Consider the following 24,556-nt stretch of genomic DNA (forward strand, 5'->3'; position numbering starts at 1 on the left):
GGCGCGCGCCGGCTGCATCGTCACGAACCGTCCGGACGCGGATGGCCGGCCGCGAGCAACGCCGCGTTGACGATGGCCGCCACCGTGTCGACGAGCGCTTCCAGCGTGTCGCCGTGCACATGCCGCCCGTTGTGCGGAACGCATTCGTTGCGCCGGCCGCCCCATTGCGAGCCGGCCGTCACCGACAGCGTGGCGCCGAACCGCTTGCCGTTCCGCCGGCCGAAGATGCCGACCCGCTGTTCGCCCAGATATGCCTGCTCGGGAAGAAACAGCCGGATTTCGACTGCAACCTGATCGGGATCGCCGGCGCGCGCGTTCGCATCGACCGACGGCGCGAACGCCTTCGCGACCCGCAGCATCACGTGCGAATCCCAGGCGGCCAGCGGGCCGCCTGCCGCGTCGACGCGTTCGATGTCGACCGACCATTGATGGCGATCCGGCACCCGGATCGCCTGGCGCAGCAGCACATCCGCCACGCGAACCGTCACCAGCAACTGCCGGGCGAGCTGCCGGCCCGACGGCAGCGTCACCACGCCCGCGCGGCCGCTTGCCGGACGTGCGGTGTGCACTTCTTCCGTGAAGTACATGGATCCTCCGTGTCAAGGGCCAGCGCCGCGTACGACGCGGCGCACAAACGTCCGCCGCGACCGGCCGGCGGACAGCACGGCGACCGGCGCAACGGCGGCAAATCAAAGGAGCAATCAGCGTTCCCCGGCCGGGCGAACCGGTGCGCCGACGTGCAAACGGCGGGCGACGGGGCCGATCACGGCATCGGTCTGCTGCGCGATCAGCATGTGCAGCGTGAAGTCGAGATCCTCCGGCACGATGTCGAATTGCACGCGGATCACGTCGCGCACGGCGTGCGCGCTGACCACATACACGCCGAGCGGGGAGTGCAGCAGGGCTGCGAGCCGGGCGTGCGCGAGCGCGCCGGTGTCGGCCGTCAGCGTGACGGACAGTTGCAGGCGCGCTCGCGGCGGTGGCAACGGAATGGTGGTGCCGCAGGGCCGGCGCGCAGCTGGGCATCAAAATGCGGGGACGGGATGGATGAAGCTCATGGCGAGGACGGCGGGCGTCCCGGCTGTTGGACACATTCCGAGCTTAGAAGGCGCCGCATCAATACCGTGCAAAAAAACGGCATTGCAATGCAAAAACGGCATGCCGGCATGCATGCGCGCTGTTGGCCGTTCGGCGGCGAGTCCGTCCGACGGCTTTCTGGCTTTCTGGCTTTCTGGCTTTCTGGCTTTCTGGCTTCCTCGCTCCCCCGACTTCCGCCGGCCGCGCCCGCGCGTCGGCAGTTCCGCGACGCGAACGCCTCGAGCGACGCCCGCCGCCGCTCGTCGGCCATCGCTTCGATCAATGAGATCGGATCGTCGGGTAGCAGACCGTAACGCAGGCGAAAGACTGGCGCTCAGCCCTGCGATCTGGCCGATCGGTCGACTCGGCGAGCCTGCTCCGTGCCGATATGCTGGGAGCTTTCCATGCCTTGCCAGTAACCATGCCCGTCCAGCGTGTCGATCTCAGTCATGTTCTGCCGTACGAGACAACGTACTTCGACGATCGGCTCGCGATCGATCGAAACGATCTGGACATCTCCTCGTTGCTTGGCGTCGACGGTCACGTTTCCGACGAATTGCTGGTTTCGCTGTGCGGCGCGCCCGCTGGGTCGGACATTCAAGCTTATCTCGACAGCGCGAACAGACTGACATTCGCCGTCACTCATCCGATACTGATCCGATCGACGAATCGCGTGTCCGTCCTTCAAACCCCGGACACGTCCGCACTCGAACTCGGGACCATCGATCTCGTCGATAACGCTGTCGCGGGACTCGGCGCGACGATGCTGTGGCGGATCGTCAGGGCGTGTGATAGGTTGGGGATCGACTGGATCACCACGTTCGCAATAGGTGGCCGCAAAGCGCCGCCAGAACCCGGCGGGCCTCGGCTCTACGGGTACTACGCATGGCCAAGGTTCGGCTTCGATGCGCCCATTCCCGACCCGCAACGCGACGAGGCCGCACTGTTCCAGTATTTCCAGGGTTATCCGGTCGGGTTGGCCGACGGATCGCTTCGGTCACTGCGTGCCCTTTACGCGACGCGATCCGGACGCGACTTCTGGCGTGCCGCCGGGACGCATCGCGCAATGACATTCAACGTAGCACCTCATGGCGAGTCAGTGCTGGCGCTGCAACAATACTTGATCGAAAAAGGGATATACGGATGACCCCAAAGCACCGTGCGATCAGCGGATTCCGGATCGCAAAGCCTGCGGACAGGCGCCCTAGCACAATGAACGGGCGTCCCCCCATTCGCTTCTCGCAATTCAGACAGCTCATTGACGAGCTCATCGCGCGTGAACGCCATCACGATCATTCGCATGCCGTACTCACGTCGGCTGTCGAACACGATACACAGCCGGCCGGCACGCAGGCTGTGCCATCTCAAGTAAAAGTGTTCGACGTCGGGCGAATCGATCGATCCAAGAGCACGCTGCGCGTCATCTCGATGGCCGACGCCGAAGCACGCTGTCGCCGGGAGACGCTCTTGCACTTCGGTCTCGATCCAGACCTGTAACGTCGCATGAAGGGCATGCCCCTCCGCGTCTGTTGGCTGGGTCACCGGTCAGCACGCAAGATCACGCCGGCGTCCACGGTCGACGCGCAGCACGTGCTGTCGCTCGAGAAGTACGACGCGTCGACCGGCGACGCGGGCAAAGTGATTCCAGCACAAGTCGCGTGTGCGCCCCGTCAACGCTGACAGGACAATGGCCCACGCCGCGCCGATACACTGTGTGCCATCCCGACGCTCGGCGTCCGCGATGCCGGACGTTGCTTTCATTGTGCGTATGATTCGCCGCCTCCGGGCAGTTCGCCCGCATCGCGCGCGGCCGCCCCGGTCCCGATCCGATGGAGTCCCGCTTGCCTCCCTGTCGCATCATGATGCCCGACACCCATCCCGACGCCGGCCTGCGTGCCAGCAACGCGTTCCTTGCCGCGCTGCCAGCGCGTGCGGAACCGGGCCGCCCGCAATGAGCACCGGGCCGCGCAATGCGCGGATCGACGTGCTGCGCGGCGTGTCGATCCTGCTCGTCCTGCTGCATCACTTCAACATCCCGTATTCGCTGCGCGACACGTCTTTCGCGCGTGTGTTCGGCTGGGATGCCGTGCATGCCGTGGTCCGCAACGGCAACTACGGCGTGACGATGTTCTTCGTGATCTCCGGCTACCTGATCACGTCGAATGCGCGCCGCCGCTGGGGCAGTCTCGGCGCGATAAACGTGCGCGCGTTCTACGTATCGCGCATCGCCCGCATTGTCCCGTGCCTGCTCCTGCTGCTCGTACTCGTCAACGGGCTGGCGGCAGCCGGTGTGCCGATCTTCGCAAACCACGCGCCGCAGGGTGTCGCCGTGTCGTTCTGGCTCGTCAATCTCGCGTCGCTGACGTTCTGGATGAACGTGCTGATCGGCGCGTACGGATGGGTCAACTATGCGCTCGGCGTGCTGTGGTCGCTGTCGGTCGAGGAGGTGTTCTACCTGTCGTTTCCGCTGATGTGCATCGCGCTGCGCCGCGACGCGCGACTGTTCGCGTTCTGGCTGGCGATCGCCGCGACCGGTCCCGTATATCGCTTCACGCATGCGGGCGACGAAGGCGGTTTTCTGTATGCGTATTTCGCGTGCTTCGACGGAATCGCGATCGGCTGCTGCACGGCGTTGCTGGCCGGGCGCGCGAGCTGGCAGAGGCTCGCCGCGGCGCCAGTGCAATGGCTGGCCGCGATCGCGATGACCGTGCTCTATCTCGCATGGCCAATTGCGCAAGGCCATGTAATCGGCGTGTCCGCGATGGCGCTCGGCACCGCCGTGCTGCTGATCGGCGCGCATGCCCGCGGCGAGCGCACGCAGGGCCGTGCGCTCGCGCCGCTGCGCTGGAGCGGCCGCCTCAGCTACGAGCTGTACCTGTTCCACCTGATCGCGCTCGGCACACTGCGCACGGTGTGGCCACCGTCCGCCACGCATGGCGACGACAAGCTCATGCTGCTCGTCGCGTATCTGGTCTTGTCGGCCGGATTGAGCGCGGTCATCGCGCGCGGCTACGCAACGCCGCTCGACCGCTTCATCCGGCGCATCGCGTCGCAACCTGCGGCACCCGTGCCGGATACCGCGACATGAGCCGCATCCGGCAGCGTCCGGAAGGTCGATGAAAGGAAGCGCGGTATTACGTTGGTATTACGCTGACATCACGCCACCTGTCCGATGGCGGCCTTGCGCATCGTCACGATGCGCGCGGGCGGAATATTTGCCCACACGATCCGGCTGGCATCGGCAACAAATGCCGGATCGCCCAGCGGATGACGGTCGGGCGATCGCAGGTCGTAGGTGAACTGGATCATTACCCCGTCGACCGACAGCACGAGTTGGCACTGATCGACGATCGCCGTCACGTCCTGGCGCGGCAGCGTGCGCAGCGGCAGGCACGACACGATCGCGTCGACCCGCGTGTCGGGCGGTAGCAACCGTTCGAGCTGGCGTGCATCGCCCGACACGATCGAGATACCGGGAAAGCGCCGTCGCAGGTGCTGCACGAACGCCGGCGACCGCTCGACCACGACGAGGCGCCGCGGCGCGACGCCGCGCTCCAGCAACGCGGCGGTAATCGCGCCGGTTCCGCCGCCGAGCTCGACGACGAGCCCGTCGCCGTCCGGCACCGCATCGGCCATCGCGCGCGCCAGATGCCGCGAACTCGGGCACAACGCGCCCACCGCGGCCGGACGGCCGACCCACTCGCGCACGAACAGTGCCGAGACACGCAACGCGTTCGGCCAGGTCATCGGCCCACCTTGCGCGGTTGCGCGTTCAGCTTCGACGTGCCGATGACTGCGGGGAACAGGGCTACGGCGACACGGGGCTCTTTCACGTGCATCCTCCTGAACAAATGGGTCCGTCGCGGCAAAGCGACGATCAATCGATTCTAGGAAATGCAAACTTAAGGCGACGTGAAGATTGTCCCTGATTGCGTCGCCGACGCATGCGTGCCGCCGCCGAACGCCCGCTCAGCGGTCGACGCGCTGATGAAGCTGCGCGGGGCAACGCTCGCCGACGATCGTGAATCGTCTGCTCACCGGCCACCGGCGGCCCGAAATGTGCGACCTTGCCTTCGCCGATCAGGCCCCTCACGGTGCCCGCGACGTCCTCGATCGGCACGTTCGGATCGACACGATGCTGGTAGAACAGATCGATGCGATCGACCTTCAGGCACTTGAGCGCTGCCTCGGCCACCACGCGAATGTGCGACGGTCGGCCTTCGACACCGGCCGGGCCGAATCACGTGCCGACTGCATGCACGCCGACCGACGCGGCCGCGAGCCCATTACCCGCGCTGCGCCGCGCCGCAATCTCACCGCAGGTTGGTCCGTGCCAGCTCGACGATCTCGTCGCCGCGCCCGCTCAGGATCGCGCGCAGCATGAACAGGCTGAACCCCTTCGCATGCGCGATCTCGATCTTCGGCGGCATCGCGAGTTCGTACTTCGACGTGACGACGTCCACGACCGCCGGCCCGTCGTGCGCGAACGCGGTGCGCAGCGCGTGCTCGACGTTCTCCGAATGCTCGACGCGCACGCTGAAGATCCCCGCGCCCTTCGCGATCGCCGCGAAGTCGGTCGGGCTCAGGTCGACGTTCGTGTCGAGATAGCCGGCCGCTTTCAGCTCCATCGACACGAAGCCGAGCAGGCTGTTGTTGTACACGACGATCTTGATCGGCAGGTTGAGCTGGCGCGCGCTCAGCAGATCGCCGAGCAGCATCGACAGCCCGCCGTCGCCCGACAGCGACACGACCTGCCGCCCCGGATGCGCGCCCTGCGCGCCGAGCGCCTGCGGCATCGCGTTCGCCATCGAACCGTGATTGAACGAGCCATGCAACTGGCGCTTGCCGTTCATCGTCAGGTAGCGCGCGGCCCACAGCGTCGGCGTGCCGACGTCGGCCGTGAAAATCGCGTCGTCGGCCGCGACTTCGTCGACGATCTTCGTCAGGTATTGCGGGTGAATCGCGCGGCCCGGCGGTTCGGCCACCGCGAGATCGTCGAGCCCCTTGCGCGCGGTCGCGTAGTGCTTCAGCGCGTTCTCGAGGAAGCGCCGCTGCGTCTTGCGCGTGAGGCGCGGCAGCAGCGCCGCGATCGTTTCCTTCACGGTGCCGACGAGCCCGAGCGCGAGCGGTGCGCGATGGCCGAGCTGCGAGCCCTTCCAGTCGATCTGTGCAACCTTCGCGTCGGTCGGATAGAACGGCCGGTACGGGAAGTCCGTGCCGAGCATCAGCAGCGTGTCGCACGATTCCATCGCGTGATAGCCGGAGCTGAAGCCGATCAGCCCCGTCATCCCGACGTCGAACGGGTTGTCCCATTCGACGAACTGCTTGCCGCGCAGCGCATGCACGACCGGCGCGCCGAGCATGTCGGCCAGCGCGACCACTTCGTCGTGCGCGCCCTGCGTGCCGCTGCCGCACAGCAGCGTGACCGCGTCCGACGCATTGAGCAGCGCCGCGAGCCGGTCGAGATCGGCGTCCGCCGGCAGGATGGACGGCGGCGCCGATTCGCTCCACGCAGGCAGCTCCTCCGGCCCATCGCCGAGCGCGATGTCGCCCGGCAGCACGATCACGGCCACGCCGCGCTCCTCGATCGCGGTGCGCATCGCGCGCGCAAGCACGCGCGGGAACTGCGACGCGTTGGTCACGAGCTCCGCGAAATGGCTGCATTCGCGAAACAACTCCTGCGGATGGGTTTCCTGGAAGTAGCCGAGGCCGATCTCGGTCGACGGAATGTGCGCGGCGATCGCAAGCACCGGCTGGTGGTTGCGGTGGCAGTCGTACAGTCCGTTGATCAGGTGCAGGTTGCCGGGGCCGCAGCTGCCCGCGCACACGGCGAGCCGCCCGGTCGATGCGGCATCCGCGCCGGCCGCGAACGCGGCGCTTTCCTCGTGCCGCGTATGCATCCAGCGGATCGAGCCGATCTGGCTCAGGCTGAACGACAGCCCATTCAGGCTGTCGCCCGTCACGCCCCAGATGCGCTCGACGCCCGCTGCCGCCAGCGTCTTCGCCAGATATTCCGCCATCGTCTGTCTTGCCATCATGCCCTCGCTCGTCGATTGGTCGTCACACGATTGATCCGGCTCCGGCGGCCGCCGCCTTCGCCGTTGACGGGACGAGCATACGCGATCGCGCCGCGCGGCGTCGTGAAGGTGCAACGCGCTTGTGTGCGCATTTCGTTCGGTCTCTTTCGGCGGTGTCGGGAGACGGTCGCCGTTCCGTCGGCAAGCCGACTGCGTCCCCCGCTAACGCGCGTTCAGCTCCAGTCCGAAGCGGCTTCGTCCGGATCGACGAGCGTGAGCCCCGCCGCCGGCAGCGGCAGCGCGGTCTTGTAGCGCACCTGCTTCAGCGCAAAGCTCGACCGGATGTTCGACACGCCGGGAATCGTCGTCAGCCGCTCGATGATGAAGCGCTCGAGCGTCCGCATGTCGGGCATCACGACGCGCAGCAGGTAATCGGCGTCGCCCGACATCAGGTAGCACTCCATCACCTCGGGCCGCTGCGAGATCGCTTCCTCGAAACGCTGCAGCGCATCCTCGACCTGTTTTTCCAGGCTGACCTGGATGAACACGTTGATTCGCAACCCGAGCGGCTCCGGGTCGAGCAGCGTGACCTGCTGACGGAACAGCCCGAGCTTCTCCAGTGCGCGCACGCGGTTGAAGCATGGCGTAGCCGACAGGTTCACCGCACGCGCGAGTTCCGCGTTCGTGATCCGCGCGTTCTGCTGAAGCTGGTTCAGGATGCCGATGTCGATGCGGTCGAGCCGCCGCGGGTTTGCGCTCATGGTCGAAATATTCCGAAAGAGTGGCCATAACCGGAATATTTACACTATTCAATCCAGAAATCCCAATGAAATCAGACGCATATTTTGCGGATCGGCGGGTAGCATGATTCGACCGATTGCCACTGATTGCGCGCCGCTCCGAACCGGTGCGCGGGAGACCTGCGATGACGGACCTGTCGAACGGAATCGACGCCACGCGGCACGCGAATCTCGCGCATGCCGACGCCGACCCCGAAGAAACCACCGAATGGCTGGAAGCGCTCGACGCGGTCGTCGCGCACGTCGGCAAGGATCGCGCGCAGTTCCTGCTCGACCGGCTCGCCGCGCACGCGCACGCGAACGGCCTGGCAGCGGCGCGCGGGTCCGTCACGCCGTACGTGAACACGATCGCCGCGCACGACCAGCCGCCCTACCCGGGCGATGCCGAGCTTGAAGAGCGGCTGTCGGCCGCGCTGCGCTGGAACGCGCTCGCGATGGTCGTGCGCGCGAACCGCGCCTACGGCGAGCTCGGCGGCCATATCGCGAGCTACGCATCGGCGTCCGACCTGTTCGAGGTCGGCTTCAACCACTTCTTCCGCGCGGCAACGGCCGAAGCCCGCAGCGAAAACGCTGAACGCGGCACGGGCGGCGACCTCGTCTACTTCCAGCCGCATTCGTCGCCCGGCGTTTATGCACGCGCGTATCTCGAAGGCTTCCTCGACGACGAACACCTGAAGCACTACCGCCGCGAAATCGCGGGGCCCGGCCTGTGTTCGTATCCGCACCCGTGGTTGATGCCCGACTTCTGGCAATTCCCGACCGGCTCGATGGGCATCGGCCCGATCAACGCGATCTACCAGGCGCGCTTCATGCGCTACCTGCAGCATCGCGGCCTTGCGAACACGGCAGGCCGCACGGTGTGGGGCTTCTTCGGCGACGGCGAGATGGACGAGCCCGAATCGCTCGGCGCGCTGTCGCTCGCCGCGCGCGACGGGCTCGACAACCTCGTGTTCGTGATCAACTGCAATCTGCAGCGGCTCGACGGCCCGGTGCGCGGCAACGGCCGCGTGATCGACGAGCTCGAGGCGCTGTTCGCAGGTGCCGGCTGGAACGTGATCAAGGTGTTGTGGGGTTCCGACTGGGATCCGCTGTTCGCGCGCGATCATGCGGGCGCGCTCGCCCGCGCATTCGCCGATACCGTCGACGGCCAGTTCCAGACCTTCTCCGCGAACGACGGCGCATACAACCGCGCGCGCTTCTTCAGCCGCGATCCGGCACTCGACGCACTCGCCGCGCAGCTCACCGACGCGGAAATCGACCGCCTGCGCCGCGGCGGCCACGACGCGCGCAAGCTGCACGCCGCGTATGCGCGCGCGCTCGCCCACCGCGGCCAGCCGACCGTGATCCTCGCGAAGACGATGAAGGGCTACGGCATGGGCGCAGCCGGCCAGGGGCGCATGACGACCCATCAGCAGAAAAAGCTCGACGTCGACGACCTGAAGGCGTTCCGCGACCGCTTCCGGCTGCCGCTGTCGGATCTCGACGTCGAGCAGCTCACGTTCTACAAACCAGCCGAAGACAGCCCCGAGATGCGCTACCTGCACGCTCGCCGGGCTGCCCTGGGCGGCTATCTGCCCAGAAGGCGGATGGTGGCGTCGGAGGGGCTCACCGTCCCGCCGACACCAGCCTGGGGTGCGTTCGCGCTGAACGCGGCGGGCCGCGAGATGTCGACGACGATGGCGCTCGTGCGCATGCTGGCCGCGCTGCTGAAGGACCCGGCGCTCGGCCCGCGCGTCGTGCCGATCGTCGCGGACGAAGCACGCACGTTCGGCATGGCGAACCTGTTCCGGCAGGTCGGCATCTATTCGCCGCTCGGGCAGCGCTACGAACCCGAGGATCTCGGCTCGATGCTGTACTACCGCGAGGACACGCGCGGGCAGATTCTCGAGGAAGGGATTTCGGAAGCCGGTGCGGTGTCGTCGTGGATCGCCGCCGCGACCGCGTACAGCGTGCACGACCTGCCGATGCTGCCGTTCTACATCTATTACTCGATGTTCGGCTTCCAGCGCATCGGCGACCTGATCTGGGCCGCTGCCGACCAGCGCTCGCGCGGCTTCCTCGTCGGCGCGACGTCGGGCCGCACGACGCTCGGCGGCGAGGGGCTGCAGCACCAGGACGGCAGCAGTCATCTCGCGGCGTCCACGATCCCGAACTGCCGCGCGTACGATCCGGCGTTCGCGTACGAAGTCGCGACGATCGTCGATGCGGGGATGCGCGAGATGGTCGAGCAGCAGCACGACGTGTTCTATTACGTGACCGTCACGAACGAGAACTACGGGCAGCCGTCGATGCCCGACGACGATCCGGCCGCGCGACGCGAAGGCATCCTGAAGGGTATGCACCGGCTGCCGTCCGACGCGAACGCCACCGCGCGCGTGCAGTTGCTCGGCGCGGGCGCGATCCTCGGCGAAGCGCTCGCCGCGCAGCGGATGCTGAAGGACGACTGGGGCATCGATGCGGCCGTGTGGAGCGTCACGAGTTTCAGTGAGCTGCAGCGCGACGGGATGGAAGCCGAACGGCTGTCGCGGCTCGGCGACGCGGCGATCGAACCTTATGTCACGCAGCAGCTTGCCGCGACGCGCGGCCCCGTGATCGCGGCGACCGACTACGTGCGCGCGGTGCCCGAGCTGATCCGCGCATACGTGCCGCGCCGCTACGTGACGCTCGGCACCGACGGGTTCGGCCGCAGCGATACGCGCGAGGCGCTGCGCGCGTTCTTCGAAGTCGATCGGGCGAGCATCGTGCTCGCTGCATTGAAGGCGCTTGCGGACGAAGGCGAGATCGATGCGCAGATCGTGCGCGATGCGCGCGAGCGGCTCGGCAAGACCGAACAGCAGCCTGGCGCGGCGCCCTGGCAGCGCTGAGCGGTACATCGTTCGACTTTGCTCGGCCCGGCCGGGCGGCCGCACGGCTGCCGCCCGACAGGCGGGCATCCCTTTCCGCATCGCCGGCGGACGAACCGCGCACGCGCGGCGTGCTTCGACGCATGCCGCTCATCCGCTGAAGTCGCCTTATCTCGATCGGCGCATCCGTCGGCCACATCTTCGCCGGTCGCACACGTCTACAACGGCGGTGCATGTCCGCCTACCGACACCGGCGCATCCGTCGACCACATCTTCGCCAGTCGCAGGCGTCTACAACGGCAGCGCATGTCCGCTTACCGACACCGGCGCATCCGCCTGCCACATCTTCGCCGGTCGCACACGTCTACAACGGCAGCGCATGTCCGCCTACCGACACCGGCGCATCCGTCGACCACATCTTCGCCGGTCGCACACGTCTACAACGGCAGCGCATGTCCGCTTACCGACACCGGCGCATCCGCCGGCCACATCTTCGCCAGTCGCAGGCGTCTACAACGGCAGCGCATGCGTCGACAGAATCTCCTTGAGCACCATGAACGAACGTACCTGCCGCACCCCGGGCAGGTACAGCAGTTGCTCGGCGTGCAGCCGGTTGAAGCTGTCGTTGTCGCGCGTGCGCACCAGCATGAAGTAGTCGAATTCACCGGTCACGACATGGCACTCGACGCATCCCGACACTTTCTGAGCGGCCTTCTCGAACGCGGCGAACGCTTCGGGCGTCGAGCGATCCAGCACGAAGCCGATCACGACCAGCATCCCCGCACCGAGCGGCTTCGGATCGAGCAACGCGACGATGCCGCGGATCAGCCCCATTTCCTTCAGCCGCTCGACGCGCCGCAGGCACGCCGGCGCGCTCAGCTTCACCTTCGCCGCGAGGCTCACGTTGGAGATCGACGCGTCCTGCTGCAGTTGCCGCAGGATCGCGCGATCGATGCGATCGAGCGCCGGTGCGGCGTCGGCCAGCGATGCGCTACCTCGATCTAATTTCATTGCGCGATCTTCCTTATCGACGAATCAAAATTGTTTGTCTCTCCCACATACCATCGATAACGTAGGCCATCTCTATTTACTTCGCAAGCTCATTTCGCGCGCTTCTGCCTATCATTTTTCTCGTCGGGACATGCCTTGCCGGCTGTGTCCGAACGATCCGATTTCCCGCCCACCGCTTTCCGGAGCACGCCAATGAACCTGCAACGTTTCCCTCGTTATCCGCTCACGTTCGGCCCGACGCCGATCCAGCCGCTCAAGCGCCTGAGCGAGCACCTCGGCGGCAAGGTCGAGCTGTACGCGAAGCGCGAGGACTGCAACAGCGGCCTCGCGTTCGGCGGCAACAAGACGCGCAAACTCGAATACCTCGTCCCCGACGCACTCGCGCAAGGCGCCGACACACTCGTGTCGATCGGCGGCGTGCAGTCGAACCAGACGCGCCAGGTCGCGGCCGTCGCCGCGCATCTCGGGATGAAATGCGTGCTCGTGCAGGAACACTGGGTCAACTATGAAGACCCGGTGTACGACCGCGTCGGCAACATCCAGCTGTCGCGGATGATGGGCGCGGACGTGCGGCTCGTGTCGGACGGCTTCGACATCGGCATTCGCCGCAGTTGGGAGGACGCGATGGAGAGCGTGCGGCAGGCGGGCGGCAAGCCTTACCCGATTCCGGCCGGCTGTTCCGAGCATCCGCTCGGCGGGCTCGGGTTCGTCGGCTTCGCGGAAGAAGTGCGTGCGCAGGAAGCACAACTCGGATTCAAGTTCGATTACGTCGTGGTCTGCTCGGTGACGGGCAGCACGCAGGCGGGAATGGTCGTCGGCTTCGCGGCCGACGGGCGTGCCGACCGCGTGATCGGCATCGACGCGTCGGCGACACCCGAGCGCACCCATGAACAGATCACGCGCATCGCGCGGCATACGGCCGAACTGGTCGATCTCGGTCGGCCGATCACGAACGCAGACGTCGTGCTCGACACGCGCTATGCCGGGCCGGAATACGGACTGCCGAACGATGGCACGCTGGAGGCGATTCGCCTGTGTGCACGACTGGAAGGCATGCTGACCGATCCCGTCTACGAAGGAAAATCGATGCACGGGATGATCGACAAGGTACGTCGTGGGGAATTCGAACCGGGATCGAAGGTGCTGTATGCGCATCTCGGTGGCGTGCCGGCGTTGAGCGCGTATAGCGAGATTTTCTGCAACGGGTGACGCGCACCCCGATATCGACGCGGCGCGCGGTCGATCGCGCCGCGCCGTTCTACGCCGATCTGCGAAGCCAAACGCAGCCGGCACAAAAAATCGTGCAAAACTGACTGATTTCGCACGTGCGCTAGTACTTGTTCAATATTCACGCGTGAAACCGTTTCGTAATATCCCCGCCTATACCAACCGATCGGCTCCAACGTCCGAGACCGGTCCTGATTTCCTATCCGGGGTGGGATATTCGTATCGTTCGTCACATTCAGGTGCCCGCATTCGCGCGCAAATCGGCAACCGTCTCCGGCTCGCACGCGAGTGCGCCACGCGCAACCGCAGGTACCTTCTCCCGCTGCACCGCACGCACCAGTGCTCATGCATGGCGCGTCATGACGGGACGCAGCCTGATCGGCTGTGTCGCCACCACGCTGCTGCTCCCCGGCTACGCGTTCTCGCAGATGCCCAGCGCGGGACAATCGATGCGCGACATCGAAACCGTGCGCCCGTCACTACCTGCGGCCACCGGCCCGAAGATCGACGTCGCGCCCGCCGAACCCGAGCCCGCCGCGAGCGATGAAACGGGCCCGCGCGTCACGGTCAGCGCATTCGTCATCGACGGCAATGCGGCCATTCCGGCAGCGCAGCTCGACGCGCTGCTCACCGATCTCGTCGGCCGCGACCTGAGTTTCAACGATCTGCAGCAGGCCGCGGGCAAAATCACGACCTACTACCGCGAGCACGGCTACGTCCTCGCCCGTGCCTATCTGCCTCGTCAGGACATCGAACGCGGCGTCGTGCGCATCGCCGTCGTCGAAGGCCGCTACGGGCAGATCGAACTGCACAACCGCACGCGCGTGCTGGACCGCGCGCTGCGCCAGCCGCTGACGTCGCTGCAACCCGGCGAAATCGCGCACGGCGGCCGTCTCGAACGCAGCCTCACGCTGCTGAACGAGATGCCCGGCGTCGATGCGAAGGGCACGCTGCGGCCCGGCGCCGAGCCCGGCACGACCGACCTCGTGATCGACGCCGACCCGGCCAGGCTCGCCACCGGCTCGATCGAGCTCGACAACTTCGGCGATCCGCTGACCGGCCGCTACCGCGCAACCGGCAGTATCGACGTCAACGCGCCGCTGCGCGTGGGCGATCGCTTCTCGTTGCGCGGCCTGACGAGCAACACGAATCAGCACTACTACCGCGCGTCGTATCAGGTACCGGTCGGCCCCGCGTCCACGCGTGTCGGCATCGCGTATTCCGACATGAACTACCGGATCGGCGGCAGCCTGAAAGCGCTTCGCTACCACGGCGGAGCGGACGTCCGCTCCGCATTCGTCACGCAGCCGCTGCTGCGCAGCCGGCGCACGAGTGTCGATGCTCAGGTTACCTACGAAAACAAGCACCTGCGCGACGTGTACGGCGTGTTCGACGTGGTCGGCGACAAGACCGTCGATCTGTGGTCGTTCGGCGTGAGCGGCAACAACCAGGATGGTTTCGACGGCGGCGGCCGCACCGGCTTCTCCGCGACCGTCGGCATCGGTCACCTCGGCGGCAACGATCCGCTCGACATGGACTACTACGTCCATACGCTGGGCCAGTTCGCGAAGCTGAACATCAATGCGCTGCGGTTGCAGGCGCTCGGCCCGCGATTCCAGCTCTACACCCAATTCAGTGCGCAACTGTCGTCGCGCAACCTCGACGCGTCGGAAAAATTCAGCCTCGGCGGCCCGTACGGCGTGCGCGCGTTCGCACTCGGCGCCGGCAGCGGCGACCAAGGGTGGCAGGCCACGGCCGAACTGCGCTATCTCGCCGCACCCGGCTGGCAACTGAGCGCGTTCGCCGACACGGGCCGCATCCAGCTCAGCAAGCAGCGCTGGTCGCGCGAGCGCAACACCGTGCAGCTGTCGTCGCTCGGTATCGGCGCGAGCTGGTTCGGCTCGCGTCATCAAGTCAGCGTCACCGCCGCGCTGCCGGTCGGTTACGCCGATCCGGTCGCGTCGGCCACGCGCTCACCGAGTGTCTGGCTGCAGGCCGCCCAGTATTTCTGAGCGGCATTCGACGAGCGGCCCGCCAGGCATGGCAGGGCCGCAAGTAGCGCGGGCGGCGTAGCTGCCCGCACCGTCGGAAGCGTGCAAGTCACGCATTTCCGTCTTCACCGCTTCGTTAGGTATACGTACCAATACGAAGCCATATCCCAGTACTTTTTCCAGAGGAAAAAACATGAACAAGACCTACGCACTGGTCTGGAACCAGACCCAGGGATGCTGGAGTGCGGTCGGGGAAACCGCGCGCCGCCGCGCCAAACCCGGCAGCGCCAGGCGCGTCGCCGCCGCCCTCTCCCTGCTCGGCATCGTCGCCCTGCCAGCCTTCGCGCTGCCCACCGGCGAGAACATCACGTCCGGCAAGGCCGACATCATCCGCGAGAACGACGGCAAGTCGATGTCGATCAACCAGCACACCGACAAGCTCATCACCAACTGGAACGACTTCAACATCGCCGGCAACGAGCGCGTGTCGTTCCATCAGCCCGGCACCACGTCGATTGCCCTGAACCGCGTGGTCGGCAACAACGGCAGCCAGATCCACGGCCGGCTCGACGCCAACGGCAAGGTCTTCCTCGTCAACCCGAACGGCGTGCTGTTCGGTGCCGGCGCGCAGATCAACGTCGGCGGCCTCGTCGCATCCACCCGGAACATCGCCGACGCCGACTTCCTCGCCGGCAACTACCGCTTCTCGGGCAACTCCACCGCATCGATCGTCAACGACGGCCACATCACCGCCGCCGACGGCGGCAGCGTCGCGCTGCTTGGCGCACGCGTGTCCAACAACGGCGTGATCCAGGCCAAGATGGGCCGCATTGCGCTCGGCGCGGGCAACACCTTCAAGGTCAACTTCGACGGCAACGACCTGCTCAGCCTCCAGGTCGAAGGCGGCGCGGTCGATGCGCAGGCCAACAACGGCGGCCTGCTCAAGGCCGACGGCGGCGAAGTGCTGATGACTGCACGCGCCGCTGGCAACCTGCTGAACGCCGTCGTCAACAACACCGGCACGATCGAAGCGAAGGGGCTCGCCAGCCACGCCGGCAAGATCACGCTCGATGGCGGCACCGTCCTCGTCGGCGGCAAACTCGACGCGAGCGCGGCCGACGCCGATGCGCCGGCCGGTGCCGTCGTCACGCGCGGCGAACAGGTTCGTGTCGCACGCGGCACCACGGTCGACACGCGTGCGGGCAACACCGCCGGCACCTGGACCATCGAAGCGGCCAATGCAGGCGTCGCAAACAACAAGACCGACAGCCTCTATCCGGCCGGCGCATCGATCGACGCCGACACGCTGTCGGACAACCTCGGCACCACCAACGTCGCACTGACGAACACGCAAGGCGATCTCACCGTCGGCGGCCCGGTCGCGTGGGACAGCGATCGCGCGCTCACGCTCACGTCGCAGAAGGGGAACGTCGATCTGCAGCAAACGGTGTCGTCCACCGGCGCGAACGCGAGCCTGAACGTCAACGCCGCCGACAGGATCCGCATCAACGATGCGGTCAAGCTCACCGGCCGCAACGCGCACCTCGAACTCAATTCGAAGAACGGCCATACGCTGAACAACGGCGCTGCCGTGACGCTGTCCGGCGACAACGCGTCGTTCCGCTCGAACGGCGAGGACTACAAGGTTCTCCATACCATCGCCGACCTGCGTAACGTCGATGCGAACCGCGGTGGCCGCTACGTGATCGGCAACACGATCGACGGCGCGAACACGAGCCTGCGCAGCATCGGCGGCGACCAGGCGTTCTACGGCGTGTTCGACGGCCTCGGCAACACGGTGACACGCCTGCGGATTTCCAATCCGGGCCAGACGGCCGTCGGCCTGTTCTCGCACAACGCCGGCCGCATCGCCAACCTCAACCTGAGCGACATCGTGACGACCGCATCGGGTCTGCCGTATTGGCAGACTTCGGTCGGCACGCTCGCCGGCAGCAACTCGGGCACGATCTCGAACGTGACGGCCACGAATGTCGCGGTCTCGGCCACGGGGCCGGCGATCATCGGCGGTCTCGTCGGCTCGAACTATGGCGGCACGATCGAACACGCCAAGGTATCCGGCCGCATCGAAGGCGATCGCTACGCGTACGCGATCGGCGGCCTCGTGGGCGAGAACCTGACGCTGCTGAACAAGCCGCCGGTATCGGCAACGATTCGCGACAGCCATGCCGACGTCCGCATCGACGCCGCGCACGATGGCGCCACCGGCGGCCTGGTCGGTCACAACACGGGCATGATCGAGCGCTCGTCGAGTGCGGGCTCCATCAACGCGACGGGGGCCAACGCGAAGGTCGGCGGACTCGTCGGCATCAACGACGGCATCGTCAAGCAGTCGTCGTCGTCCGCGATCGTGACTGCGCGCAACAACGCCATCGCAGGCGGGCTCGTCGGCCTCAACCTGGCCACCATCTCGGAATCGCGCGCCGGCGGCAAGGTGAGCGTCGGCGAGCATAGCGTCGCGGGCGGCCTCGCGGGCGTGAACCTCGGCGACATCGACTCGTCCACGGCCGACGGCGACGTGTTCGCGGCCGCATCGAGCACGATCGGCGGCCTCGTCGGCACGAACAGCGGCCGGATCCGGAAGTCGCAGGCCAACGGCAACGTGACGGCGGGCAGCAAGGCGGTGGCCGGCGGCTTTGCCGGCTACAACGACGGCGACATCGACGCGTCGACTGCAACGGGCAACGTCGTCACCGGCGCCGACAGCCTCGCCGGCGGCTTCGTCGGCCGCAACGGCACGGCGGGCCGCATCCATGCGTCCGACGCGCAAGGCCATGTCCGGGCCATCGGCAAATCGACGCTCGGCGGCTTCGCGGGCTCGAACGACGGCTTCATCGAAACGTCCCTGGCCAGCGGCAACGTGGCCGGCGACCACAACGCCACGGTCGGCGGTTTTGTCGGCGTGAACGCCGGTCGCATCGAGGCATCCGACGCATCCGGCGACGTAGCGGCGGGCGACAACAGCACGGTCGGCGGCTTTGCCGGGACCAACGCCGGCACGCTGGATTCCTCCAACGCATCAGGCAATGTCGCCGCGCTGGACAACAGCTCGGCAGGCGGTCTCGTCGGGTACAACGCGGGCCGCATCCTCACGTCGAGCGCCAAGGGCAACGTGTCGGCCGGGTCTTCGAGCCGTGCAGGCGGCCTCGTCGGCCGCAACTTCGGGACGATCGCCGATTCCCGTGCTACTGGCTTGGTGAGGGCGGGCGACTTCTCGTCGGTCGGCGGCCTCGTCGGCAGCAGCGAGAGAGGCGACATCGTACGGTCGACGGCGTCGGGCGACGTCGAAGCCGGCATGCAGAGCAATGTCGGCGGCCTCGTCGGCATCCTGACCGGGAATATCGACCAGTCGCGCGCGACGGGCTCCGCCAGGGGCGGCGACGCCAGCTACGTCGGCGGCCTCGTCGGCAACAACGGCGGCACCATCACCGCGTCGTCGTCGTCGAACGGCACCGTATCCGGCGGCCGGTACGCGCGGCTCGGCGGCCTCGTCGGCGGCAATTTCGGCCGCGTCTACGGCTCGTCGAGCACCAGCCGCGTCGACGTAAAGGCTGGCTACGACCAGTTTTACGGCGCGCTGGTCGGCCTGGACTACGGCCTGGTGAAGCCCTGAGCGTGAACCCTGACGGTTCCGGCTGCGCCGCCTGAACGGCAGGCCGGATTCCGTCGCCTGTTACGAGTGGCCTGACCGCTCGTCGCCGGCGGCCGCGAGGCCGTCGGCAACCACCCGCCGGCCGATCGGCCTTCAAGGTCGGCCGGACTTCCAAAAGTCAACCAGGATGACCGAAGGATGAACAAGACCTCCGCAACAGCCTGGAATCAGGCCCAAGGATGCTGGAGTGCCGTCAGGGAGACCGCGCGCCGACGTACCAAACCCGGCAGCGCCAAGCGCATCGCCACCGCCCTCTCGCTGCTCGGCTTTACCGCGCTGCCCGCCTTCGCGCTGCCCACCAACGGGAACGTCACCGCCGGCAACGCCGACATCTTTCGTGAAGACGACAACAGGATCCGCGCGTCGACGTTGAGCAGTCGTCTGCATCTGGTATCTGTTATCCGGTCCAGCCTTATTCCACGGTCGGCTTGAACACCGGCAAGATCGGCGGGCAGTGGCGCAACGGCCCAGTCAGCTGGCGATAGCCTGTTGAACGCGTTGGGCTCGTTGGGCTCGTTGGGCTCTACATGACGGCACCCGCTCATTTCAAGAGCGGCTGCTGGAAAATCGATGACGGGCGGCATAATCAGAGCCGTCAGTCAGTATGCCAACCCCGTGGCGGCTTTAAAACGATATCGCCTTCGAGAACCTGTATTCGCGTTCCGTTCACTGTCGAATTCGGTTCGCACACCAGAGGCGCTGACGCGCTGCCATAAGTCCTGAGTCAGTCCGCGAAGGATATTTGCCGCCGAGGCCAATCGTCACTTGCGTGATCTTTTCGGCGCCGCCGAACTTGATTTCCTTGTCCCCCCCCGTTGGGCGACAGCGACACCATCGGGTTCGCCATTTCGTACCTGCCGCTCGTCAGCTTCAGCGATTGCGCAAGTGAGACGTTGACATCGGCGCTCGTCGACCAGATGCGAACCGGCAGCGACTTTTCGAACTTGCGTTGCGTGTAGTCGGTCGCCTGCAGTTCTTCCGTGCCGTACCACGTCGAGCCGTCCGGCTCCGACACGAAGATGCCGTCGTTGATCTGCGCGGTCAGCGTGATCTTCTTCGACACCGGGTCGGCCTGCGCCGTGTGTGCCATGCCGGACAGTGCCGCGGTGACGCCCCTTGCCAGAACGAGTTTGCTGAGTTTCCTCGATGGATCTCCATTTAAAAGATTGACGCCACGGCCGTGGCACGACCGGCCGTCGAACGATCGAATCCGGCGTTGCGCCGCGCGACCACGCGATCGCGCCCGTCTCCGTGCGACGCGTTTGTTTTCTTTTAATGAACGCGCCGCTGCCCGAATTGGCTTCGGGTCATTTCCCTCCTCGCACGGACCGACATCATGTCGACCTGTCCGGCGGGAGACGCATCAATCCTTGACGAACGCCGCGCCTCCTCGATGGCCGATCCGCTCCAGCGCGTGTTCGATCGTGCCCCGGAACGCGACCCAGTGCGATTCAAACGCCGCGGCACCACCCGAGTTCACAGTCGCTTCCATCTGAGCGCACGCGTCTCGCGCGACACTGTCGCCGGCCAGTGCGAAACCGCCGCGCATCGAGTGCAGTTCTATCGCAAGCGCGTTCGTGTTGCCGCTCGACAGTGTCGCCTCGATCGCACCCAGCGAGCGCAGTGTGGCTTCGCGCAACGCGTGGCGAATTTCATCGGTTACGACCGGCGCCGGCTCACACGCTCCGGATTGAGCATGCTCCGCCCGCGCGCCGCGTTGTCCCCCATGCCGCTGCAATGCCGCGTCAAGCACATCGATCGACAACGGCTTGAGCACGACTTCCGCCACCCCGACCTGCGCGCAGCGGCGACGATCTTCATCGGTCGCATGCGCGGTCATCGCGATCACCGGTACCGTTGCGCCCTGCTCGCGCAGGAAATTCGCCAGCGCGAAACCGTCGAGCTGCGGCATGCTGAGATCGGTCAGCACGACGTCGAACGGATGCACGAAGTACGCGCGCATCGCTTCGACGCCGTTCTCGACGATCGTCGCGTCATGACCGAGCGCGTCGAGCTGATCCCGCAGCAGCACACGGCTGGCCGGGTGATCCTCGGCCACCAGCACGCGCAGCGGCTCCGCGTCATCGTGCCGATCCGGCGTTTGCGCGGCATACGCCGCATCCGTGTCGGGTTCAGTGCCCCGCCAGCCGGCCGGCGCGTCGGGCAGCGGCAGTCTTGCCACGAACGTCGAACCCGCGCCCACCCGGCTCTCGACCGCAAGCTCCCCCTGCATCAGCCGCGCAATGCGGCGACACAGCGGCAAGCCGAGCCCGGTGCCGCCGAACCGACGATAGATCGATGCATCGGCCTGCATATAGACGTCGAACAACGTCGGCAATGCGTCCTCGGGAATGCCGACACCCGTATCGCGCACTGCGATTTCGACGCCGCCCGCACCGGTGCCACCGCCCGCGAGCCGCGCGTCGATCGCAATGCCGCCACGCTCCGTGAACTTGATCGCATTGCCCACGAGGTTCGACACGAGCTGGCGCAACCGCGTCGGATCGCCCAGGTAGCCGTCGGCCAGTTCGGGCGCGATACGGCATTCGAGCGCCAGCCCCTTCGCTTCGGCGAGCGGCCGGAAGATCGCCGCGACCTCCTTCAGCACGCGCCGCAGGTCGAACGGCATGTGCTCCAGCGCCATCTGGTTCGATTCCGCCTTCGACAGGTCGAGCACGTCGTTGATCACGCGCAGCAGCGCGTCCGACGACGACACGATCGTCTTCAGGCGCTGCCGCTCGACCGCAGGCAGGTCGGCGCGCTCCATCAGCTCCAGGTTGCCGACGATCGCGTTGAGCGGCGTGCGGATCTCGTGGCTCATTGTCGCGAGGAACGTCGATTTCGCCTTGTTGGCGTCGTCTGCGGCCACACGCGCTTCGCGCAGCTTGTCTTCGGTCAGCTTGCGTGCGGTGACGTCGGTCAGCGTGCAGAGCAGAACGTCGACGCCGCGGAATTTGGTGCGGACGACGTGCGCCGCGAGATACGTCGTGTCGTGACCGGCGCGCTCGACCGCCAGTTCCTGCTGCATGACGAAGCGCCGCTCGCCCGTGCCTGTCTGCTGTCGCTCGCGGCAGGCCTGCCAGATACGCTTGCCGAGCGGGAGCCCCGATGCGCCGTCGTCGTACGCGAGCGCGGCGTCGTTGCGCACCATTGTTTCTCCATCGGCCGCCGATAGCAGCAGCAGGCCGGCCGGTGCGGTGCGAATCAACGTCCGGTTGAACGCCTCGCTTTCGATCAGACGGATCGCGCGCCGGTGTGCCGGGCGCAGCGCACGACGATCGAACGTCACGATCGTGATCCACAGCGTCACGACGGCAAGCAACGCGGCCCCGAGCGTCACGCTCACGCCGACAGCAGTCGCCCTCGCCACGCTTCGCCACGAGAAGGTGGTTGCTATGGTCAGGCTGGTATCGGGCAGGCTGTCCATGATCGCAAACCGCATGCCTATCCGGCGTACGACGACATGCTTACCGGACTGCGCACCTGCATCGGCCATCGCTCGCTCGATCAGTGCTGGATCGCGCAGCCGCCCGAACACGACACGGCCACGCTCATCCAGGACTGCGACGTCCTCGTCGTCGGACTGCGGCGACATGATGTCGTCGAGACGGAACCGGCCGTTGAAGACGAGCCATCCGAACGGGCGACCGTCCGCGTCGTCGAGCCGCCGTGCGAACCGTACGACGGTGCGCCCGACGATCGGGTCGTAGCGACGATCGAGCATGAATGTCGCGCCTTGCATGTCCGGCTTCTGCTTCGTTGCGCCGGTGGGCATCAGGCTGTCAATCAACGCCCGCAGGTCGGTGTCGGGTGGCAGTGCCCGCGCGCGCGCGACGACCCCCGCCCCCAACACACCAAGAAACGGTCCATCGAGCCCGATCAGGTAGCCCCCGATCGGCTCGGCGTCCGGCGGATTCAACGGGTAGCGCGCGCCCCGGTCGATTTGCCCAAGTACCGCACCCAGATATCGGCCATAGGATTCGGCCGGTCGGGTCGCCGCCACCTCGGCCATCGCGAAAAACGGCGTCCCGCCGCCGGCGTTGCCGGCGGCCAACCGGCCGTGTTCCGCCGAGAATGCCCTGAGCGCATCCAGCGGAGGCTGTGCGCCCTTGCGCCACAGCAGTTCCGTGCGGGTCCCGAGCATCATCAGCATGCGGTCCGCAGTTTGCAGGCTTGCGTAGAACTGCGTTTCGCGCTGAAGAAACGTCGAGCGTGCCCGTGCCAGACTGTCCTGGATGTCGAGCCGGATAACCAGCGCCGCGCAGACGGCAATGAACGCAGTGACCGCACAACCGCCGCCGTACAGCAGCATCTGCTGCTGCCGCCGGACGCGCCCGGGATCGAACGGCTTGCGGCCCACCGCGGCCGCATGCGCGAGAAGTCGTTTCAGTTTTGCGGGCATGAATCGTTTTCGTTAGCGCGGAACGAGGAAGGCACACCCCTGCGCGTCGGGCACTTCGCACGCCGCTTGCCCCGACGTGCATGCCGAGCGGACGAATCGCACGCAGTCGCGCGATGCGATCGTCGATGCATTCGGCGCGGTCACGTTCAGCGCCGGCTATTCGCTTGTGGCCGGCGCATCGGGCGCCGCCGAGTCGACCAGGTTGCCGTCGCTCGCATAGCGGATCAGGTCGGCGTCGCGCACAATGCCGAGCTTCTTCATCGCGCTGGTTTTCTGCGAACTGATCGTCTGCTTGCTGCGATGAAGCTGCGTGGCGATCTCGCCGACCGTATAACCGGCACCGAACAGGCGCACCACTTCGATTTCGCGCGTCGTCAGCGGGCGGGCCGTATCGGACGTGCCCGTCGACTCCAGCAACTGCTTGATATGCGGCGACAGGTAGTTGGCGCCGACATACGCCGCGTGGACCGCGCCGACCAGATGCGAAATCGCATCCGACTTGCTCAGGATGCAGCCGACACCCTGCTTGCGAATCGCATGCAGCACGCTCGGGTTGTCGATCATCGTGATCGTCACGAGCTTCAGCGCCGGATAGCGGCGCTGCAGAAACGACAGCAGCACGAGCCCGTCGCCGAATTTGCCGCCGGGCATCACGTAGTCGACCACCAGCACGTCGCTCGGCTTCTCGTCGAGCGCTGCCACGAGATCGGTCGAATTGGACACGGAGTCGACGAGCCGGATCGTGCTGCTATCGGCGAGCGCCTGCGACATCCCGATCGCGGATGACGGGTGGTCGTCGGCCACCATCACGCGCACAAAGAATTCATCCATCGTCCCATTTCTCCCCGAGGCTTTTGATCGCGCATCCGCCAACAGCCGCAGGATGCGGGCCATCCAGTCGACAGGCCGTCGATTCGACCCGTCGCATTCGACACATCGAAGAATGCAAGCGCGACTCGATTTTAAGATAAAACGAGTGCAAAACCGTAAGCATTGGCCGACAGGTCGAAGCAGGCTGCATGTCGCGTCGCCCCGTGGCATGCCCAGCATGGGCGCGCCGGCCGAACATGAGCGGGTGTTACCGATCGGCATGCACTTCCGGGCCGGCAGCACGCATGGTGATCGGGACACACGCCGACACATAGGTCGGCTTCCCGGACCTGAACGCCGCATCGCGCGTCGCCCCGCCCCATCCCCTGCCACCGCAACCACTCGCGCAGCAGCGAGCCTGCCGCGCATCGACCGCTTGCCCGCATCCGGATCGTCGTTATGGTCTGTGGGCACCTTCGCCCGATTCGCCCCGTTCCTCGACTGCCTGCTTCCATTCGCTGATCGCGCGCCGCTTCTGCACGGGCGACATGATCAGGAATTCGTTCATCCTGCCGAGAAAGTCTCTTCTGGATTTCTCGGGAAGCGTGGCGAAATCGAGCAACATTACGAAGACTTTCACCATGTAGCGCACGGTCTTCCCCTTTTCTCACCTGATTGATCTGCGCCACCGTTGCCGATGCGTCGCGC

Annotated in this window: 20 protein-coding genes and 1 pseudogene; 10 read left to right on the plus strand and 11 right to left on the minus strand. The window is 66.4% G+C overall.

Going from position 1 to position 24,556, the window contains the following annotated elements; translation table 11 throughout:
- Positions 1-20 precede the first annotated feature (20 nt).
- Together DIE15_RS17620 and DIE15_RS17625 are read right to left on the minus strand one after the other, a co-directional pair.
- Positions 21-587: a hypothetical protein gene (locus DIE15_RS17620; RefSeq protein WP_124833939.1), complete on the minus strand. Its 567-nt coding sequence runs from the start codon at positions 585-587 to the stop codon at positions 21-23.
- A 114-nt stretch (positions 588-701) separates the two neighbouring features.
- Positions 702-986, minus strand: a complete 285-nt coding sequence (locus DIE15_RS17625; protein WP_260428282.1) for a hypothetical protein — start codon at positions 984-986, stop codon at positions 702-704.
- 57 nt (positions 987-1,043) lie between these two features.
- Between DIE15_RS17625 and DIE15_RS17630 the strand changes: the two genes are divergently transcribed.
- From DIE15_RS17630 to DIE15_RS17645, 5 genes are all read left to right on the plus strand, one after another.
- On the plus strand, positions 1,044-1,391 hold the full coding sequence (locus DIE15_RS17630) for a hypothetical protein (RefSeq protein ID WP_124833940.1): 348 nt from the start codon (positions 1,044-1,046) through the stop codon (positions 1,389-1,391).
- A 74-nt stretch (positions 1,392-1,465) separates the two neighbouring features.
- On the plus strand, positions 1,466-2,224 hold the full coding sequence (locus tag DIE15_RS17635) for a hypothetical protein (RefSeq protein ID WP_244104879.1): 759 nt from the start codon (positions 1,466-1,468) through the stop codon (positions 2,222-2,224).
- Positions 2,221-2,574 carry a hypothetical protein gene (locus DIE15_RS17640; RefSeq protein WP_124833941.1) on the plus strand — a complete coding sequence of 118 codons (354 nt, stop codon included), beginning with the start codon at positions 2,221-2,223 and terminating at the stop codon, positions 2,572-2,574. The genes DIE15_RS17635 and DIE15_RS17640 overlap by 4 nt, the downstream gene beginning before the upstream one ends.
- 15 nt (positions 2,575-2,589) lie before the next feature.
- The gene (locus DIE15_RS37030; protein WP_175825902.1) at positions 2,590-2,757 is read left to right on the plus strand and encodes a hypothetical protein; all 168 of its coding nucleotides are present in this window, start codon (positions 2,590-2,592) and stop codon (positions 2,755-2,757) included.
- 271 nt (positions 2,758-3,028) lie between these two features.
- Positions 3,029-4,165, plus strand: a complete 1,137-nt coding sequence (locus DIE15_RS17645) for an acyltransferase (protein WP_124833942.1) — start codon at positions 3,029-3,031, stop codon at positions 4,163-4,165.
- 68 nt (positions 4,166-4,233) lie between these two features.
- Here the strand turns inward: DIE15_RS17645 and DIE15_RS17650 are convergent, their stop codons facing one another.
- The 4 genes and pseudogenes from DIE15_RS17650 to DIE15_RS17665 form a co-directional block, all read right to left on the minus strand.
- Positions 4,234-4,824: a class I SAM-dependent methyltransferase gene (locus DIE15_RS17650; RefSeq protein WP_057926349.1), complete on the minus strand. Its 591-nt coding sequence runs from the start codon at positions 4,822-4,824 to the stop codon at positions 4,234-4,236.
- Between the two features lie 244 nt (positions 4,825-5,068).
- Positions 5,069-5,302: pseudogene (locus DIE15_RS17655) on the minus strand (aldo/keto reductase); the annotation flags it as partial.
- Positions 5,303-5,390: 88 nt separating this feature from the next.
- Positions 5,391-7,112, minus strand: coding sequence for a ubiquinone-dependent pyruvate dehydrogenase (gene poxB, locus DIE15_RS17660; protein WP_057926451.1), 1,722 nt, complete (start codon positions 7,110-7,112; stop codon positions 5,391-5,393).
- A 215-nt stretch (positions 7,113-7,327) separates the two neighbouring features.
- A complete protein-coding gene (locus DIE15_RS17665) occupies positions 7,328-7,855 on the minus strand; it encodes an Lrp/AsnC family transcriptional regulator (RefSeq protein WP_049032659.1) in 528 nt (175 codons plus the stop codon).
- A 164-nt stretch (positions 7,856-8,019) separates the two neighbouring features.
- On the opposite strand from DIE15_RS17665, the gene mdeB reads away from it, so the two are divergent.
- Entirely contained in the window at positions 8,020-10,758 is a 2,739-nt protein-coding gene (gene mdeB, locus DIE15_RS17670; RefSeq protein WP_057926347.1) for an alpha-ketoglutarate dehydrogenase, read from the plus strand.
- A gap of 489 nt (positions 10,759-11,247) precedes the next feature.
- Here mdeB and DIE15_RS17675 read toward each other — a convergent pair whose 3' ends face one another.
- Positions 11,248-11,748: an Lrp/AsnC family transcriptional regulator gene (locus DIE15_RS17675; RefSeq protein WP_057926346.1), complete on the minus strand. Its 501-nt coding sequence runs from the start codon at positions 11,746-11,748 to the stop codon at positions 11,248-11,250.
- A gap of 192 nt (positions 11,749-11,940) precedes the next feature.
- Here DIE15_RS17675 and DIE15_RS17680 point away from each other — a divergent pair, with 192 nt between their 5' ends.
- The 4 genes from DIE15_RS17680 (at position 11,941) to DIE15_RS17695 (ending at position 19,068) form a co-directional block, all read left to right on the plus strand.
- Positions 11,941-12,957, plus strand: coding sequence for a 1-aminocyclopropane-1-carboxylate deaminase (locus tag DIE15_RS17680; protein ID WP_057926345.1), 1,017 nt, complete (start codon positions 11,941-11,943; stop codon positions 12,955-12,957).
- A 377-nt stretch (positions 12,958-13,334) separates the two neighbouring features.
- Positions 13,335-14,987 carry a ShlB/FhaC/HecB family hemolysin secretion/activation protein gene (locus DIE15_RS17685; protein ID WP_260428283.1) on the plus strand — a complete coding sequence of 551 codons (1,653 nt, stop codon included), beginning with the start codon at positions 13,335-13,337 and terminating at the stop codon, positions 14,985-14,987.
- A 172-nt stretch (positions 14,988-15,159) separates the two neighbouring features.
- Entirely contained in the window at positions 15,160-18,597 is a 3,438-nt protein-coding gene (locus DIE15_RS17690) for a GLUG motif-containing protein (protein ID WP_124833943.1), read from the plus strand.
- A gap of 177 nt (positions 18,598-18,774) precedes the next feature.
- Positions 18,775-19,068: an ESPR-type extended signal peptide-containing protein gene (locus DIE15_RS17695; RefSeq protein ID WP_057926342.1), complete on the plus strand. Its 294-nt coding sequence runs from the start codon at positions 18,775-18,777 to the stop codon at positions 19,066-19,068.
- Positions 19,069-19,360: 292 nt separating this feature from the next.
- Here DIE15_RS17695 and DIE15_RS17700 read toward each other — a convergent pair whose 3' ends face one another.
- The 4 genes from DIE15_RS17700 to DIE15_RS17715 form a co-directional block, all read right to left on the minus strand.
- Complete coding sequence (locus DIE15_RS17700; protein WP_260428284.1) at positions 19,361-19,726, minus strand: fimbrial protein; 366 nt, start codon at positions 19,724-19,726, stop codon at positions 19,361-19,363.
- Between the two features lie 273 nt (positions 19,727-19,999).
- Entirely contained in the window at positions 20,000-23,038 is a 3,039-nt protein-coding gene (locus DIE15_RS17705; RefSeq protein WP_124833944.1) for an ATP-binding protein, read from the minus strand.
- A gap of 156 nt (positions 23,039-23,194) precedes the next feature.
- Positions 23,195-23,869, minus strand: a complete 675-nt coding sequence (locus tag DIE15_RS17710; RefSeq protein ID WP_057926340.1) for a response regulator — start codon at positions 23,867-23,869, stop codon at positions 23,195-23,197.
- 436 nt (positions 23,870-24,305) lie between these two features.
- A complete protein-coding gene (locus DIE15_RS17715; protein ID WP_244104882.1) occupies positions 24,306-24,491 on the minus strand; it encodes a hypothetical protein in 186 nt (61 codons plus the stop codon).
- Positions 24,492-24,556 lie beyond the last annotated feature (65 nt).

It is taken from the genome of Burkholderia sp. Bp9031 (assembly GCF_003857965.1).
Lineage (GTDB): Bacteria > Pseudomonadota > Gammaproteobacteria > Burkholderiales > Burkholderiaceae > Burkholderia > Burkholderia ambifaria_A.

What these genes read in the sequence shown, in the direction of transcription:
- DIE15_RS17620 (WP_124833939.1), bottom strand. Translation starts at nt 587, where the DNA reads ATGTACTTCACGGAAGAAGTGCACACCGCACGTCCGGCAAGCGGCCGC.
- DIE15_RS17630 (WP_124833940.1), top strand. Translation starts at nt 1,044, where the DNA reads ATGGATGAAGCTCATGGCGAGGACGGCGGGCGTCCCGGCTGTTGGACA.
- DIE15_RS17635 (WP_244104879.1), top strand. Translation starts at nt 1,466, where the DNA reads ATGCTGGGAGCTTTCCATGCCTTGCCAGTAACCATGCCCGTCCAGCGT.
- DIE15_RS17640 (WP_124833941.1), top strand. Translation starts at nt 2,221, where the DNA reads ATGACCCCAAAGCACCGTGCGATCAGCGGATTCCGGATCGCAAAGCCT.
- DIE15_RS37030 (WP_175825902.1), top strand. Translation starts at nt 2,590, where the DNA reads ATGCCCCTCCGCGTCTGTTGGCTGGGTCACCGGTCAGCACGCAAGATC.
- DIE15_RS17645 (WP_124833942.1), top strand. Translation starts at nt 3,029, where the DNA reads ATGAGCACCGGGCCGCGCAATGCGCGGATCGACGTGCTGCGCGGCGTG.
- DIE15_RS17650 (WP_057926349.1), bottom strand. Translation starts at nt 4,824, where the DNA reads ATGACCTGGCCGAACGCGTTGCGTGTCTCGGCACTGTTCGTGCGCGAG.
- poxB (WP_057926451.1), bottom strand. Translation starts at nt 7,112, where the DNA reads ATGGCAAGACAGACGATGGCGGAATATCTGGCGAAGACGCTGGCGGCA.
- DIE15_RS17665 (WP_049032659.1), bottom strand. Translation starts at nt 7,855, where the DNA reads ATGAGCGCAAACCCGCGGCGGCTCGACCGCATCGACATCGGCATCCTG.
- mdeB (WP_057926347.1), top strand. Translation starts at nt 8,020, where the DNA reads ATGACGGACCTGTCGAACGGAATCGACGCCACGCGGCACGCGAATCTC.
- DIE15_RS17675 (WP_057926346.1), bottom strand. Translation starts at nt 11,748, where the DNA reads ATGAAATTAGATCGAGGTAGCGCATCGCTGGCCGACGCCGCACCGGCG.
- DIE15_RS17680 (WP_057926345.1), top strand. Translation starts at nt 11,941, where the DNA reads ATGAACCTGCAACGTTTCCCTCGTTATCCGCTCACGTTCGGCCCGACG.
- DIE15_RS17685 (WP_260428283.1), top strand. Translation starts at nt 13,335, where the DNA reads ATGACGGGACGCAGCCTGATCGGCTGTGTCGCCACCACGCTGCTGCTC.
- DIE15_RS17690 (WP_124833943.1), top strand. Translation starts at nt 15,160, where the DNA reads ATGAACAAGACCTACGCACTGGTCTGGAACCAGACCCAGGGATGCTGG.
- DIE15_RS17695 (WP_057926342.1), top strand. Translation starts at nt 18,775, where the DNA reads ATGAACAAGACCTCCGCAACAGCCTGGAATCAGGCCCAAGGATGCTGG.
- DIE15_RS17700 (WP_260428284.1), bottom strand. Translation starts at nt 19,726, where the DNA reads ATGGCACACACGGCGCAGGCCGACCCGGTGTCGAAGAAGATCACGCTG.
- DIE15_RS17705 (WP_124833944.1), bottom strand. Translation starts at nt 23,038, where the DNA reads ATGCCCGCAAAACTGAAACGACTTCTCGCGCATGCGGCCGCGGTGGGC.
- DIE15_RS17710 (WP_057926340.1), bottom strand. Translation starts at nt 23,869, where the DNA reads ATGGATGAATTCTTTGTGCGCGTGATGGTGGCCGACGACCACCCGTCA.
- DIE15_RS17715 (WP_244104882.1), bottom strand. Translation starts at nt 24,491, where the DNA reads ATGGTGAAAGTCTTCGTAATGTTGCTCGATTTCGCCACGCTTCCCGAG.